This window comes from Undibacterium parvum (assembly GCF_003955735.1).
Lineage (GTDB): Bacteria > Pseudomonadota > Gammaproteobacteria > Burkholderiales > Burkholderiaceae_D > Undibacterium > Undibacterium parvum.
In genome coordinates this window covers 1,670,325-1,684,366 of record NZ_CP034464.1, presented here as the reverse complement: position 1 = coordinate 1,684,366, position 14,042 = coordinate 1,670,325, and the positions used below count along the sequence as shown (strand labels likewise).

Below are 14,042 nucleotides of genomic sequence, written 5' to 3'. Positions count from 1 at the left end.
ATTTTGTCGAAATGATATAGATCTATAAAATTTTCCTGACAAGAAATTTTCTATGTATAATTGCGAATCATTATCATTTACATGAAGATCTGATTTTCTGTTTATCGCCTTATGTCTAGCCCAGTTTCTCCTCCCCTTGCTATGCCAACTGCGCCTAATGTTGCGACTAAGCTTGCGCCTGATGCAGCGCCGCTGTGCGGCTTTCAGGCGGCCGCCTTGGGTCAGCAGAAGCGCGCTTTTTGGATGCGCCAATTGCATCAGTGGCATTGGATAAGTTCGGCGCTGTGTCTGATGGCGATGCTGATGTTTGCACTCAGCGGTATCACCTTAAATCATTCGGCGCAGATAGAGGGGCATCCTGTGCTGACGCATACAGAAGCGCAATTGCCTGATTCTCTGTTGAAGCTGTTGCAGGCGCGCCAGGCTCGGGTGGCTGACGCGGCTGGTATGCCTGCTTCGGCTACCTCGGCTGCCACTGTGGAGTCGGTCGCATTGCCATCGGCGGTGGCTCATTGGCTAGAGGCGACGCTGGCGGTGAGCGTGGCACAGCGGGCGCTGGAGTGGTCGCCGCAAGAAGTGGTGGTGGCTTTGCCACGCCCCGGTGGCGATGCCTGGCTGCGCATAGAGTTAGACAGCGGTGCCATCGAATATGAGAAAACCGAGCGCGGCTGGATCGCCTACTTAAACGATCTGCATAAGGGTCGCAATACCGGTGTGGCCTGGAGCTGGTTTATTGATGCCTTTGCCGTCGCTTGTCTGATTTTTTGCCTGACTGGTTTGCTGCTGCTGCAAGTACACGCAGCGAACCGGCGCGCCACCTGGCCTGTGGTGGTCCTGGGTTTGTTATTGCCAGCCTTGCTTGCCATCGTGTTTATTCATTAGGGGGATGGCCGCAAAACCGCCCGGTGTCGTACCCGACGCCTAGCCAAAATAGTTTTGCAGCCGTCTCATTTTTTTGCTGTCTGTTGATACTGAAAGCGCATTTTTTATGCATAAGTTACTCCCCTTTGCCCTTGGTAGTTTGCTCGCCGCACCCGTGGTGGCGGCCGATTTGAATCTAAAAATTGAAGTGCCGCGCTTAACGGTGGCGGAGTATCACCGTCCGTATGTGGCGGTCTGGATAGAGCGCCCGGATCAATCCCTGGCCGGCAATCTGGCGGTTTGGTATGACCTGAAGAAGCGCGATAACGAGGGCAGCAAATGGCTCAAGGATATGCGGCAATGGTGGCGTCGTAGTGGCCGCGATTTGCAGATGCCAGTTGATGGCGTCAGTGGTGCGACTAAGGTAGTGGGTGAGCATAGTCTGAGCTTCTCGGGCGATAAGGGTGTGCTGGCAAAATTACCGGCAGGCGATTACCAATTGCTGGTAGAAGCGGCGCGTGAAGGCGGTGGCCGCGAGGTCGTGAAAGTGCCGTTTCAGTGGTCGGGCAAGGCGGACCAGCAAATCAAGGTGCAGGGAACCAATGAGTTGGGGCTAATTACCCTGAACATTAAATCTTAAGCCGCTCTTCGATTACCTCTAAAGAAAATTCAGTATGAAAAATTTGCCCATCCGCTCTTTCGCACCGCGCTTTAGCCTGCATCTTTTGCTGTGCGCCGCCCTGATAACGCCGCTTGCTGCGCAGGCGCATCGTACCTTTTTACTGCCTAGCGCCACCGTGGTGGCGGGCAATACGCCTTGGGTCAGTTTCGATGCGGCCGCTGCCACCGATCTGTTTTATTTTGATCATGTGCCTTTGCAGCTCGATAGCCTGGTGATCGCAACCCCGGATGGCAGTGCTGCCAAAGCCGAAAACGCCAGCACCGGTAAATATCGCAGCAGTTTTGATCTGCGTCTGAGCCAAAAAGGCACGTATAAACTGAGTCTGTTAAATCAAAACTTGTTCGCCAATTACAAAGAGCAAGGCGTGGCCAAACGCTGGCGCGGCACTGCCGAAGCGATGGCGAAAGAAATCCCGGCTAATGCAGAAGAGCTGCAAGTGACGCAGATGCAGGGACGTATCGAAACCTTCGTGAGCAACGGTAAGCCCGGCAAAAAAGCGCTTGAAGTGACTGGCAAAGGTTTGGAACTCGATCCGATCACACATCCGAATGATTTGATGGCTGGCGAAGCAGCGCAGTTTCGCTTGCTACTCGATGGCAAACCGGCGGTAGCGGTCAAGGTAACCGTGATCGCCGGTGGCATACGCTATCGCCAAAACCTTGGCGAGCAAATCATCAGCACCGATGCCGATGGCAAGTTCAGCGTCAATTGGCAGGGCGCCGGTATGTATTGGATGGAGGCCAGTGTCAGCGATAAAAATACCACGCTGCCAGCAGCCAAGGAAAGACGCGCCAATTACGTGGCGACTTTAGAAGTTTTACCGCAATAGGCGCAGGTTTTTAGCGCGTTTAATTCGTAGTTTATTTTGGTAACTGTTCAGCTCGCTATCCAAAGCCCTTCTCCCGCGAGCGGGCGAGGGAGTTTTCATCGCTGGCTGAACAGTTACTAATTTGTTTGTAGTTTGTAATTTGTGTTGCTGCACTCAGACTGAGCCACCAGCTCTTAAAGAGTGCCGCTATGATTAAAAATCCCAGCAATCGCTAGCAAGGATGCCTCGCATGAAGACCACTGTAAATTCCAAACGTGTGCTGATACCAAGCGGCTTAGAGGCGCCGCCAGCGCTGCCCGTTGATGCTCAGTTACGCCAGTTGCAAGGTGCGACTATGGGCACGCACTGGACCGTCAAGTTAATGGTTGCGGGCGAGATCTCTCCGGCATTTTTGCAACTGGGGATAGAGCGGCAACTGGCCCAGGTGGTGGCGCAGATGAGCCATTGGGAGAGCCATTCCAATCTCTGCAAATTTAATCATGCTGCGGCAGGGACTTGGCAAGTGCTGCCACCAGAATTTTTTCAGGTGCTCGATTACGCGCTGTATCTGGCGCAGCAAACCTCTGGTGCTTACGATCCTAGTGTCGGTAAGCTGGTCGACCTGTGGGGCTTTGGCCCCAAGTCCAAGCCACAAAAAATGCCGAGTGCCACTGCCATCGCGGCCGCCAAGCAAGACGCTGGTTGGCAGCGGGTGCAGGTCGATAGACTTTTGCGCAGGGTACGCCAGCCTGGCGGCTTGTCTTTAGATCTGTCTTCTATCGCCAAGGGCTATGCGGTCGACCAGGTGGCCCGCTGGCTGCAGAGTCAGGGCGTGGTCTCGTATCTGGTCGAAGTTGGCGGCGAACTACGCGGTTACGGCATCAAGCAAGACCAGCAGCCTTGGTGGGTAGAGTTAGAACATCCGGCCACCCTGGCGGCGCAGGGAAGTGCCGCTGCCAACGACAGCAGCACCATCTTGGCGCTGCATGGCTGGTCTATCGCCACCTCGGGTGATTATCGCCAGCAAATACAGCTCGGTGATCGCAATTTTTCGCACAGTATCGATCCGCGCAGCGGCTATCCGCTCACGCATAATTTGGCTTCGGTCACGGTGCTGCATGCCGAGTGCATGGTGGCTGATGCACTCGCCACCGCGCTGATGGTGATGGGGCTTAAGCAGGGCATGGCGTATGCCGAAGAATGGCGTCTAGCTTGTCGCTTCATCAGTAAAACCAAGGATGGCTATCGCGAAAGTATGAGCCCGGCGATGCGCCTCATGTTGTCGTAAGGGAGGTTTATGTCACGCATGCAAAAATTGCTGAACTGGCGCGGCTACCACCGCTTGTTTGCCGCACTGGCGCTGAGCCTGATAGGCGCTGCCTTGTTATTGCTGAGCCAGTTGCCGGCGCACACCACCGATCGTAATCTGGCGGCCATGCTCTTGCTGCTGGCCTACGGCGCGTTTTGCCTGCCGTATTTTTGGCGTGCCCGTGCAGCGCTGCTCAGCGCCGATGCGCCAGATCCTAGCCAAATTTTGTATATCGTGTACGCCAGCCAGACTGGCTATGCCGAGCAGCTGGCCCGCCAAACCGCACAGGCTTTGCAGGAGCTAGATCTACGCCTGAGCCTGCTGAGCATCTCAGAATTTGATCGTGCTAGGTTGCAGCAGGCGCGCCGCGTCTTGTTCATCGTTAGCACTACCGGCGAGGGTGATGCGCCGGATAGCGCCGCACATTTTTTGGATAGTTTAAGTCAGCCAGGCCAGCCTTTAGATTCTTTGCAATACGCGATACTCGCCTTAGGCGACCGCCATTACCGCCACTATTGCGCCTTTGGATTTCGCCTACAGCAATGGCTGCAGCAACAGCAGGCACAGGCCTGGTTTGAATTGATAGAAGTGGATCAGGGCGATCCCGCTGCCTTGGCCGATTGGCAGCAGCAACTCAACCAGACCTTGAACTCGCGCGCTGGTACTAGCCTGGCGATGGATTGGCGTGCCCCGGCGTATGGCGATTGGATTTTGCATGAGCGCAGCTTGCTTAATCCTGGCAGCGCTGGCGCACCAGCCTTTCATCTAACATTAGGTTTAGCCGCTGATACGCAGGCTAGCGCAAGTACATGGCAAGCCGGTGATATTGCCGAAATTGGCCCGCAAAATATCCCGCAGCAGATCGAGCATTGGTTGCATAGCCATGCTTTAAACGGCGCGACCCAAGTTTGCATAGGCGAACAAAACCTCAGTCTGCGCCAGCATCTGCGGCATAGAGTTTTGCCAGTCAGCCTGTCTGATCTGAGGACTAGTCCCGACGATGACAGCCTGGCTTGGGTGGCGCAATTGCCTATGCTGCCACATCGCGCTTATTCGATTGCCTCGATCGCGGCCGATGGTCAGCTAGAATTATTGGTCAGACAGATTCGTCTGGAAGATGGCGGCCTAGGTTTAGGCTCGGGCTGGCTGACCGAGTATGCCGCCTGCGGTAGCCAGATCGCCTTGCGGATACGTGAGAACCGCGCCTTTCATGCGCCGTTTGATGATAGACCGCTCATCTTAATCGGCAACGGCACCGGGCTTGCTGGCCTGCGCGCGCATCTGAAACAAAGAGCCTTGCAAGGCCATCATCGCAACTGGCTGCTGTTTGGCGAGCGCCATCAGCAACACGATTATTTTTATCAGGATGAGCTACAAGCCTGGCACGCTAGCGGGGTTTTAAAAAGACTCGATCTGGCATTTTCGCGCGATCAAACTCAGGCGCGCTATGTGCAAGACAAACTACTAGAACAAGCCGATAGCCTACGCGCCTGGGTGGCGCAAGGTGCCGCCATTTACGTCTGTGGCAGCCTGCAAGGCATGGCTGCTGGTGTGAGCGAAGCCCTCATCAACATACTTGGTGCCGCGCACCTACAAGAACTGAGCCAGCAAGGACGGTATCGGCGCGATGTGTATTGACGATGGGTATTGACGATGTGTATTGCGTGTCTAAAAAAATATACGGCATAGGCCGCTGGCCCATATTCCATGCGGGTCTCCAGCCTGCCTGGCCTGCAGCCCGCATGGGATATGCGCGCTGGCAGGGTTGACTTTTTATTCTTGCGGCCGCTCTAGCGTGTAGAACACTTCTATCGCATCCTTCATCTCACCGCGGGTCCAGCCTTGTTTGGCATAGAAACGATCGGCGCGGGTATTGGCCTCAGTGCCCAGCGTGACTTTCTGATGGCCCTGATTAAACAGCCAATCGCTTGCCAGTTTGAGTAAGGGCGCGCCTGCGCCTTTGCCTTCGGCGTCCGGGCTGACAAACAAGGCCCAGATCGAGGCATCGGCGCTGGCTGCATACGAAAATCCTATGATCTTGCCTTGCTCTTCACAGACCCAGCCGCGTCCCAGTTGCGCTAGATAGTCTTCATACATCTGCGCGGGCACGCGGGCCGGATTGTTTAGCACGTTTTCTTTGACCGCCAGACGTATCACTTGCATGGCGGGGATGTCGGCACTGACGGCGCGACGAAAGCTTAAATTTGTCATGGTATCGCTAGCTGAAAAAAACGCTGATTATCCCTTAAATCTGGGTGCGTTCCTAATCCGCGCCTAATCAGCGCCGATCAATACCTTTACGTGGGCCGCAGCGCTACGCCCCAAAGGCGAGAGCACGTAACCACCTTCCAGGCAGGAGACAATGCGCCCCTGTGCATAGGTGTTGGCGACTTTGACGATTTGCGCGGTGACCCAGGCGTAGTCGTCCTCGACCAGACCCAGATTGCCCATATCGTCTTCACGGTGGCCATCAAAGCCGGCCGAGATAAAGATCATTTGCGGTTTAAATTTTTCTAGGGCCGGGATCCAGGTCTCGCTCACCGAGGCGCGGAACGCCTTACTGCCAGAGCGGCTAGGCAGGCTGACATTGACCATGTTGGGGCCCATGGGCACCGCACCGGAGAAGGGGTAGACGCCTTCTTCAAAGGTCGAGCACATCAGTACGCGGGGATCTTCATGCAGGATGTTTTCGCTGCCATTGCCATGATGCACATCAAAATCAATCAACGCCACCCGCTCTAAGCCATGCACATTCAGCGCATGGCGGATGCCGACCGCGACATTATTGAAGAAGCAAAAACCCGCCGCCGAGGCACGCCCTGCATGGTGGCCAGGTGGCCGTACATTGCAAAAAGCCACCTTGGCGTCGCCCTTGATGACCAGATCGGCGGCCAGCACCGCGGCACCAGCGGCACGTTTGGCAGCCTGAAAGGTGAACGGATTCATGCGGGTATCGGGATCTATCTGCACATAACCAGAACTCGGGCGGTGCGCCTCGACATCGCGCACAAACAGCGCTGAATGGGCTTGCTCTAATTGGCTCGTGCTCGCCAATGGTGCTTCATAGCTTTGCATGTAGTCGAGCAGACCAGTGATGAGCAATTGATCATTGATGGCGCCGATACGCGCCGGACATTCGGGGTGATCCACGCCCATTTCATGCTTTTGGCAATCAGGGTGAGTAATGTAAGCTGCCAGCAAGGGAAGTTCTCCACAAAAATGCGACAAAAACTCATTGTAGGACTAAATACAGGCACAACTTTGCGCCTAGACAAAGGAAAACACCGAAATCTCACTGAGGCGCGGATTTTGCAACACTGCAGCGACAGCCCAGAGCCTGGCTGGCGCTGCAGGGCAAGGGTTTAGGCTTTTTTCAGGTAGCAGGCTTTTAACATGAAGCTGCCGGCATCCATCTTGCAGTCGACTTCATGATCGCCACCGACCAGACGGATACTTTTTACTTTTGAGCCCATCTTCAGCGTAATCGAAGAACCCTTAACTTTTAAGTCCTTGATCAGAACCACCGCATCGCCATCCGACAAGACATTGCCCAGGGCATCTTTGACGATACGCTCGTCATTGTCATCGGCTGCCGCCGCAGCCACCATAGGCCATTCGTGACCGCAATCGGCGCAGACATAATTCTCAGCGTCAGGGTAAGTGTTTTCCATAGAACATACTGGGCAAGCTGGCAGGGTAGACATGATTTCTTTCGGTAAATGCGAAGTGCTAAGTCCGCCAGTATAAACCAGCGACTGCTGCTTTCCCTAACGGTGGGCGCTCAAACTTGCGGCTGGCTTAGGAATTGCTCTAGCGCCAGCAGTAGGCTGGCGCGATGTTCGCGCGCCACTTGTTGCCAGCTCAGGCCAGTCAATGCGCCTTCCAAGGCCCACAATAAATTCAGGCTGACATTGCCAGTAACGCGTTGGCAGCGTGCATAGGCCGCCACGGCACCGAGCTGGCGCAATTCTTGTAGGTTGTGGATGCAGGCTTGCGCCAAGATGTGCTGAGACTTGGGTCCCAGATTCGGCAAGTCGGCAATCTTGGTGTGCTGCATGGGCGACGTATTAGGCGACGGGTTAGGCCACGTATTAGGCGACGTATTTACTCTGGATTAATTCGATACGATTGCCAAACGGATCTTCGGTAAACACTCTTCGCACTTCCGGTAATTCTTCATTTTTCAGCACCGCGTAGCCAGCCGCGCGTAACAGCGTGCACAGGGCATCGAGATCTCTGACGATAAAGGCCGGATGGGCTTTTTTGGCGGGCTGAAAATTAACTTCGGCACCCAGGTGGATTTGCCTATCGCCACAGGCAAACCAGGCGCCGCCACGCAATTGCATCAACACCGGCTTAGGCAGTTCAAGCATGCCCAGGATGCCGGCATAAAACTCTCTGGCCAGTTCCTCGCCGCCTACTGGTATTGCAATTTGTACGTGATCGAGTTCAATAACTTGCATGGTTAGACCTCAAAAATAGATGATGAGAATTCTATACCAGTCGCAGGTGTTTGTGCTGCGTAGTCAGTGCTGTCGCCTGATCAGACGCTAGTCTAGTCGTGAAAAATAAAAACCGAAACGAGTTCGGTTTTTATTTTGTTCGCAGTGCCTAATATTTTCAATTTTCAATTTTCAATTATTAATTTTTCTTCTGCGTACCGCTACACCGACAAAGGCCAAACCAGCCAATAACATGGCGTAGCTGCTAGGCTCGGGTACTGCCGATACCGCTTGTGCAGTGTAGCTATAGCCTGCGCCCAGATCGGCATCGGTGACACCAAAGACGTAAAACTTATTATGTCCGGCGCTGCCTGCGACGAAGTCATTATCGTTAGACACATACAGAGTATGCGTTTTAACCCCTTTGATCATCAAATCTTCACCGAAAGCCATGCCTTCAATTTTTGAAGGGATATTATTGCTGCTGATACCGTTCGCATTCAGAGTGCTCACCACATCGAGCAATAAAGATTTCCCGACCGCTTTAGAGCTCAGATCACCGCTGATATTGCTGACATCTTGCGCGCCTGTCAGATCGATTTTAAAGATTTGTTTTGCCACTGCAGTAGTGCCGTCGCCCAGACCTTTGCCATCGCGCTCGTCGACTAAGAACTGGTGATCGTTGAGTGCCACGATTTCGCTCACGCCACTACCAGTGCTCAGTTTGTAGGCATATTGATGAGTCGCTCCGGAAGCGATATCGATGGTCACGATACGCACATTTTTGTTACTGTCTTGCGCTAGCGGGGCCTGCATGATGCCCACCAGGGTTTTGCCGTCGGGCGAAATCGCCAAACCTTCCATGCCCTTGTTGGTAACGCGGCCGCTGCTATTGCCTGCAATTTCTATGCTGCTTTGTGCGCTCGGCTTGCTAATCGCAAGATTGGAGGGCAATTCAAACGATTTGATGCGAGTGCCGCTGGCGCGATCAAATTGGTAGACGTAAGGGCCGTATTCGTCAGACACAAAAACGCTCTTGCCGTCGTTCGAGACCCGCACCGCTTCCGGGTCTAAGCGCGCATTATTCGGGTTGCTGGAAGACTTGCTGGCATCAAAATTATCCGAGCGACCGGTAAAATAATTAGTTTTGTCGATCGCATTGAGTAGCGGTACACCACTTCCTAAAGTATACGAGGTGCTGCCCACGGTGCCTGTGCCCAGTGCGCCTGTGCCGTACACCAAAGGCGTGGCGCTAGATAATAGAGTCGTGGCGCTGAGTACCGGCGTTAAGTTGTAGGCCAAGCCTGAGCCTGAAGTGTTCTGAGTCAGCGCCAAGTTAATGGTTTGGAAGCGCGCAATGTAAGAAGTGGTGTCATCTACCAGAGGATTGTAGGCAGTGGCGTTGGGGCCGCGATCCGGTGTCGCAATAAAGGTATTGCCACCGGCCCATGCCAGGCCAGAACCGACGCCGCCGAGTAAATTGCCGGCCAAACCGTTTTCCAGCAAACCTGAGGTTTTCGCGGACAGATCAGCGCCGCTGCCATCCAAAGTGCCTATCGCCAATAAAGAAATACTCGCGTTGGCAGCTTGCGTGGCGAATGCGGCTAGCAATAACAAAGGCAGAATTTTTTTTGGCGACATGGGTGGCTTTCAGTTTGGTTTTAGGGAATTATCATGAAATTTTAATAAGTAAATGTGACTTGGCGATGACAAGGCTGAGTGTTGTGGAATATTGAAAAAAACAGCAAAGCCCTGATATACACTATCCGAGTAGCGAATTTTTTTCCCAATCAGGAGCAAGACCATGAGCGATAACAAGAGCCAATTAAGCGATAAGCTGTCAGAGTTTTTGGATGAGACTGAAAAAAATCTAGAGGTGATCGCAAAAGTGGCTGCGGCCACCGCTGCTGAATTTGCCGAGCAAGCTAGTCGGGTCGCTGACCAAGCCTGGGATAGCGGCAAGCTGGCTGCCAGTGAGGTGAGCGCCAAGGCCTTGCTGGTGGGTGATGATCTCGCCATGAAAGCAGCGCAAGCCGCTGATGCCGCTAATCTACTGGCCGAACAAGTCTCGTTGAAGGCGGCAGAGCTAGCCGATAGCGCCACTCTGGTGGCCGATCAAGTGTGGGACAGCAGCGCCCAGACTGCCAATGAGGTCGCGGCCAAAGCGGCCATAGTGGGCGAGCAACTGGCCTTAAAAGCCGCCAATGTGGCACTTAAAGCTGATGCGTTGGCGGTGCAGGCAGCGATTAAGATGGGCGACTTCGCCGACAAATTACGCGACAACGCTGGCGTAGAAAAATAGTTTTACAAATTTAAAATGGCACCGGCCGCTGGCGCATATTCCATGCGGGTTTGCAGGCATACCGGCCTGCCAGCCGCACCAGATATGCGCGCTGGCGGCATGCCATTTTGCATGCTAGCGCCGCCGTCACTGTTCAGCCCGCTATGAAGAAAGTCAAAACCATTCAACACAGAGGCACAGAGACACAGAGATTCACAGAGGAAAGCCAAGCAGTTCTCCGTTTTTCTCTGTGTCTCTGTGCCTCCTTTGAGAGGTTTTCGTTTTGTTTTTAATAATTTTAGTAGCAGGCTGAGCAGTTAGTGCACCGCTGTCATTATTTAGGCGCGGTCTTTTTCTTAGTGCTAACTGGCCGCGCTTTTCCCGCCATCAAGCTGGCAAATTTTTGTTCCGCCAATTTGCGTAATTGCGTATCGCTGATTTGCTTAAGCTTGGCTGAACTAGGCGCGCTGGCTTTACGGGCAGCCGGCTTGGCTTTTAGGTCTTCGGGCAGATTGGCGACAAAATACATCAGGGCTTCGCGTGAGCCATCGACTGGGCTTTCTGGCGTTGCGCCCGCTCCGGCTTTCTTCAGCGCGGTTACCGCGTTGGCAGCCAGCTTGAGTGGAGTGTCAGTGCGCGGAGTGCTGCGTTTGCTCAGTTCTGGTAATAGACTCTTGCTCTGATACACACCGGCCGCGCTGCTGGTACGTGCGCTCAAGGGCGGCATCGCCCATTTATCGCAGAGGTAACGCAAAATACTGCTGTGCTCAAACTGCGTTTTGCAGACTCCGGCATCGACCCAAGGCGAGACTAGGATGGCGGGCACCCTTACCCCTAAACGATTAAATGCAAACTCCTTGGTGTTTGAGTCGGGAGCAACCGTCAAGGGCGGCGGCACATGATCAAAAAACCCGCCATGTTCGTCATACGTAACGATCAATAAAGTCGACTCCCATAACTCTTGGTTGGCGCGTAGCGCCTGATACACATTGGCGATCAGCTGCTCGCCCAGCGCGACGTCGGAAGGTGGGTGTTGATCGTTTTCGTCTGCGCCAAAATAGGCCGGCTCGATAAACACGTAGTCAGGGAAGTCACTTTCAGGACCGGCCACGTCAGTATAAAAATTTTTCATGCCTGAGTAATGCGAAGTGAATAGTTTAGGCAATAGCTTGGTCATGACTATGCTCTGCGGCACACCTTGATGGTAGATGCGCCAGGTTTTATCGGCATCATCGAGGCGATTGTAAATGGTGTCCTGATTGTTGCCGAACAAGTTAGCCGGATGCTGACGTGAAGGCATCAGCACTCGGCCCAGGCAAGTGCCGCTGTGCACAAAGAAGCGGTTCGGCCAGGTCGGCCCTGGCATAGACGAAAACCAGTGATCGCAGACTAAAAAATTGCGCGCCAGACCATGCAAGGCCGGCAGACTATCTTTGGCCGCAGTGGCACCGAGAGGGAAGTAACTCATGACTTGCTCGACTTGGCCGGGATTACTTTCCTTGACGCCAGCCACACTCAGATAAGCATCGACAAAGCCACCCATGGGCGGCACTGTACTGCTACCCATTTGCGCCATTACATCGACATACTCGTGCGGCATATCGATGGCGATCTTGTTCATCGCATTCGGTTTTTGCGCATAGGATATTTTGCTGGCGGACGAGGTATTTTGATAGCGAGGGCCATGCTGCGGTATGCCTTCCAGATCCGGATAAATCTTGCTGGCGTCTCCCAGCATGTGATCGAAAGAGCGGTTCTCCAGCATGAGCACGATCACGTGGCGTATCGGGTCGGGATGCGTGGCCACACTGATTGTTGGGTTGGCGCCCAGGATGCGCTTGTGCTCCTGCTCTTTGACGATAGTCGCATCGGCGCGCTTGCGCACATAACTGCGCCCGAATTTCACTTTGCCTTTAATCGCTATCCGCTGCTGCGCCTTCTTATCATCGGGGGCCGCATAGGTTTCATGGGTGCGCGACTGCGGATCGTAATAACCGACATAGCCACCCGGATTGACGCCGAAAGAGTTGAGCGCTTTGCCCTTCGTCAGGCGGCCGAGAAAATCATTACGCCCGCCTTCCTGTTCTTCTGTGGTGAAATACAGCGGTAAGACAAAATTCGATACCTCCACATCGTCAATGGCATAGGTATCCGATTGCACCGCATCGCACATCTCAAACCAGTGAAATACTTCTTTACCCGGGATGCTCGGGTGCGGCCCCTGCACTAGCAGATTGGCTTGCGCATCACCGATTAATTCCATCGCCTCATGCGACAACGTTACCGTCCAGCTTTCCTTGAGCTGTTCGCATAATTCTGTGAACACAAAACCATACGGGATGCCACGAAAATTTTTATCATGATAGCCCAGCGCATCTTCTACATCGGCCTTGTCGGACAGATAGAGTATGGCGTCGCCACGTAATTCTGGCAGCGCATTTTTATTGACGCTTTTGCCGATTCGGCCCTCTAAGCGCAGCGTTGCGCCAAAGCTCCAGTAAGGCTCGAAATCTTCCTTTACCTGACGGTTAATCGCGCGTATTGCATTCTGCACCTGTTCGTCAGTGATTTTTTTGGAACGGTTAATGATGCTGATTAGCATGCTGTGTCCTTTATTTTCAATTGTCTTAATTTGCCAAAATCACTGCAGTATTTCTATGAATATTTTCTCTATTTTTGCTGCGGCTAGCAGTTGCTTAAACAATTTGTCGAAAGCTATTTTGCTCTGCCTGATTTCGTCTTGAAGTCTTTCCACTCCGACTAAAATGCAGCCCTCGGTATCTACATCGGTATTGCCGGGATGTATCCGTATCCCGTCAAAATTTGGCACTGCCAGCAACAAAGGCAAGGGCTTTTTAAATCGCTCTGAATAACTGATGATGACTTCGTAGTGTCCATAAGGGACCGCGGTGCTACCCTTGACCTTGACCGGACGTATCCTGTCCTCCAGCGTAAAACACTCAAACACCTCATTTACATAGAGGCTGCCGATACTACTTTTCTCAGTGAAAATCTCTCTAACAAGTCGCAGATTCATGATGTGTTTTCCATAAAAGCCTCGCACCGTAGTTCACTTATAAAAATCGGTGCGAGGTAATAATTAACCATTAGAATTAGGTAAAGGCTGTTTATCTATCTGGGTTGCGATTGCATTCAACGCATGATTTTTTTCTGAACTACCTTTGGAGCTGCCGAAGTAATAACCGAGTATGGTGGTTAAGGCCGAGGATAAGACGCCCAGCACGTACAGCATGATTTCCTTCATCGTTGCCTGGCGCTCTTTGACGGTGTCCAGCGCCGACTTAGCGTAGTCGCAAAGTATTTTGCTGTGCGCTAGCTTATTTCTTAGCTCATCTTCGGAATTTTGTTGGGCTATATTCGCTGTGCCTGGCTTGGCTTCAGGGTTTTTTATGGGACTTTTCACCGCGTCCAATTGCTGCTGTGCCACTGCCATATCACGTATGCAGGAATTGAGATTGTTAATTTCTGCCGATGGCCTACTGCTGACCCAGACGAAATAAAAAAACATCCCAAACGTCAACAACACCGTGACTAAGGCAAGCACCGGTCCGGTCACCTTTCCCAGCAAGGTATCGCGCTTGGAAAAAGTATCCAGCATCGCGGCAGATTTATCATCCAGAGTGTCTGTTGTACCCATG

The 14,042-nt window shown here is 53.1% G+C and carries 15 protein-coding genes; 6 read left to right on the top strand and 9 right to left on the bottom strand.

What is annotated here, in order from left to right:
- Positions 1-243 precede the first annotated feature (243 nt).
- From EJN92_RS07270 to EJN92_RS07250, 5 genes are all read left to right on the top strand, one after another.
- Positions 244-882 (top strand): PepSY-associated TM helix domain-containing protein, encoded by a 639-nt coding sequence (locus tag EJN92_RS07270; RefSeq protein ID WP_265415610.1) that lies wholly within the window; start codon positions 244-246, stop codon positions 880-882.
- Between the two features lie 106 nt (positions 883-988).
- Positions 989-1,501, top strand: coding sequence for a DUF2271 domain-containing protein (locus EJN92_RS07265; protein WP_126127195.1), 513 nt, complete (start codon positions 989-991; stop codon positions 1,499-1,501).
- 34 nt (positions 1,502-1,535) lie between these two features.
- A complete protein-coding gene (locus tag EJN92_RS07260) occupies positions 1,536-2,372 on the top strand; it encodes a DUF4198 domain-containing protein (protein ID WP_126127194.1) in 837 nt (278 codons plus the stop codon).
- Between the two features lie 229 nt (positions 2,373-2,601).
- The gene (locus tag EJN92_RS07255) at positions 2,602-3,639 is read left to right on the top strand and encodes an FAD:protein FMN transferase (protein ID WP_126127193.1); all 1,038 of its coding nucleotides are present in this window, start codon (positions 2,602-2,604) and stop codon (positions 3,637-3,639) included.
- Positions 3,640-3,648: 9 nt separating this feature from the next.
- Positions 3,649-5,298: a flavodoxin domain-containing protein gene (locus EJN92_RS07250; RefSeq protein ID WP_227869750.1), complete on the top strand. Its 1,650-nt coding sequence runs from the start codon at positions 3,649-3,651 to the stop codon at positions 5,296-5,298.
- Between the two features lie 135 nt (positions 5,299-5,433).
- Here the strand turns inward: EJN92_RS07250 and EJN92_RS07245 are convergent, their stop codons facing one another.
- The 6 genes from EJN92_RS07245 to EJN92_RS07220 form a co-directional block, all read right to left on the bottom strand.
- Positions 5,434-5,871 (bottom strand): GNAT family N-acetyltransferase, encoded by a 438-nt coding sequence (locus EJN92_RS07245; protein WP_227869749.1) that lies wholly within the window; start codon positions 5,869-5,871, stop codon positions 5,434-5,436.
- A 63-nt stretch (positions 5,872-5,934) separates the two neighbouring features.
- A complete protein-coding gene (locus tag EJN92_RS07240) occupies positions 5,935-6,861 on the bottom strand; it encodes a histone deacetylase family protein (RefSeq protein ID WP_126127192.1) in 927 nt (308 codons plus the stop codon).
- 161 nt (positions 6,862-7,022) lie between these two features.
- Entirely contained in the window at positions 7,023-7,364 is a 342-nt protein-coding gene (locus tag EJN92_RS07235; protein ID WP_126127191.1) for a zinc ribbon domain-containing protein YjdM, read from the bottom strand.
- Positions 7,365-7,441: 77 nt separating this feature from the next.
- Positions 7,442-7,717, bottom strand: coding sequence for a TfoX/Sxy family protein (locus tag EJN92_RS07230; protein ID WP_126127190.1), 276 nt, complete (start codon positions 7,715-7,717; stop codon positions 7,442-7,444).
- 34 nt (positions 7,718-7,751) lie between these two features.
- Complete coding sequence (locus EJN92_RS07225; RefSeq protein WP_126127189.1) at positions 7,752-8,123, bottom strand: VOC family protein; 372 nt, start codon at positions 8,121-8,123, stop codon at positions 7,752-7,754.
- Between the two features lie 171 nt (positions 8,124-8,294).
- Positions 8,295-9,743, bottom strand: coding sequence for an FxDxF family PEP-CTERM protein (locus EJN92_RS07220; protein WP_126127188.1), 1,449 nt, complete (start codon positions 9,741-9,743; stop codon positions 8,295-8,297).
- Between the two features lie 163 nt (positions 9,744-9,906).
- Between EJN92_RS07220 and EJN92_RS07215 the strand changes: the two genes are divergently transcribed.
- The gene (locus tag EJN92_RS07215) at positions 9,907-10,404 is read left to right on the top strand and encodes a hypothetical protein (protein ID WP_126127187.1); all 498 of its coding nucleotides are present in this window, start codon (positions 9,907-9,909) and stop codon (positions 10,402-10,404) included.
- 313 nt (positions 10,405-10,717) lie between these two features.
- Here EJN92_RS07215 and EJN92_RS07210 read toward each other — a convergent pair whose 3' ends face one another.
- The 3 genes from EJN92_RS07210 to EJN92_RS07200 form a co-directional block, all read right to left on the bottom strand.
- Entirely contained in the window at positions 10,718-12,985 is a 2,268-nt protein-coding gene (locus EJN92_RS07210) for an alkaline phosphatase family protein (protein ID WP_126127186.1), read from the bottom strand.
- Positions 12,986-13,024: 39 nt separating this feature from the next.
- A complete protein-coding gene (locus tag EJN92_RS07205; protein ID WP_126127185.1) occupies positions 13,025-13,420 on the bottom strand; it encodes a DUF5675 family protein in 396 nt (131 codons plus the stop codon).
- Positions 13,421-13,483: 63 nt separating this feature from the next.
- Complete coding sequence (locus EJN92_RS07200; protein ID WP_126127184.1) at positions 13,484-14,041, bottom strand: hypothetical protein; 558 nt, start codon at positions 14,039-14,041, stop codon at positions 13,484-13,486.
- Position 14,042 lies beyond the last annotated feature (1 nt).

Excerpts from the sequence above, each read along its gene's own strand:
- EJN92_RS07230 (WP_126127190.1), bottom strand. The coding sequence starts at position 7,717 with ATGCAGCACACCAAGATTGCCGACTTGCCGAATCTGGGACCCAAGTCT.
- EJN92_RS07235 (WP_126127191.1), bottom strand. The coding sequence starts at position 7,364 with ATGTCTACCCTGCCAGCTTGCCCAGTATGTTCTATGGAAAACACTTAC.
- EJN92_RS07265 (WP_126127195.1), top strand. The coding sequence starts at position 989 with ATGCATAAGTTACTCCCCTTTGCCCTTGGTAGTTTGCTCGCCGCACCC.
- EJN92_RS07205 (WP_126127185.1), bottom strand. The coding sequence starts at position 13,420 with ATGAATCTGCGACTTGTTAGAGAGATTTTCACTGAGAAAAGTAGTATC.
- EJN92_RS07245 (WP_227869749.1), bottom strand. The coding sequence starts at position 5,871 with ATGACAAATTTAAGCTTTCGTCGCGCCGTCAGTGCCGACATCCCCGCC.
- EJN92_RS07220 (WP_126127188.1), bottom strand. The coding sequence starts at position 9,743 with ATGTCGCCAAAAAAAATTCTGCCTTTGTTATTGCTAGCCGCATTCGCC.
- EJN92_RS07200 (WP_126127184.1), bottom strand. The coding sequence starts at position 14,041 with ATGGGTACAACAGACACTCTGGATGATAAATCTGCCGCGATGCTGGAT.
- EJN92_RS07260 (WP_126127194.1), top strand. The coding sequence starts at position 1,536 with ATGAAAAATTTGCCCATCCGCTCTTTCGCACCGCGCTTTAGCCTGCAT.
- EJN92_RS07255 (WP_126127193.1), top strand. The coding sequence starts at position 2,602 with ATGAAGACCACTGTAAATTCCAAACGTGTGCTGATACCAAGCGGCTTA.
- EJN92_RS07270 (WP_265415610.1), top strand. The coding sequence starts at position 244 with ATGCGCCAATTGCATCAGTGGCATTGGATAAGTTCGGCGCTGTGTCTG.
- EJN92_RS07210 (WP_126127186.1), bottom strand. The coding sequence starts at position 12,985 with ATGCTAATCAGCATCATTAACCGTTCCAAAAAAATCACTGACGAACAG.
- EJN92_RS07250 (WP_227869750.1), top strand. The coding sequence starts at position 3,649 with ATGTCACGCATGCAAAAATTGCTGAACTGGCGCGGCTACCACCGCTTG.
- EJN92_RS07225 (WP_126127189.1), bottom strand. The coding sequence starts at position 8,123 with ATGCAAGTTATTGAACTCGATCACGTACAAATTGCAATACCAGTAGGC.
- EJN92_RS07215 (WP_126127187.1), top strand. The coding sequence starts at position 9,907 with ATGAGCGATAACAAGAGCCAATTAAGCGATAAGCTGTCAGAGTTTTTG.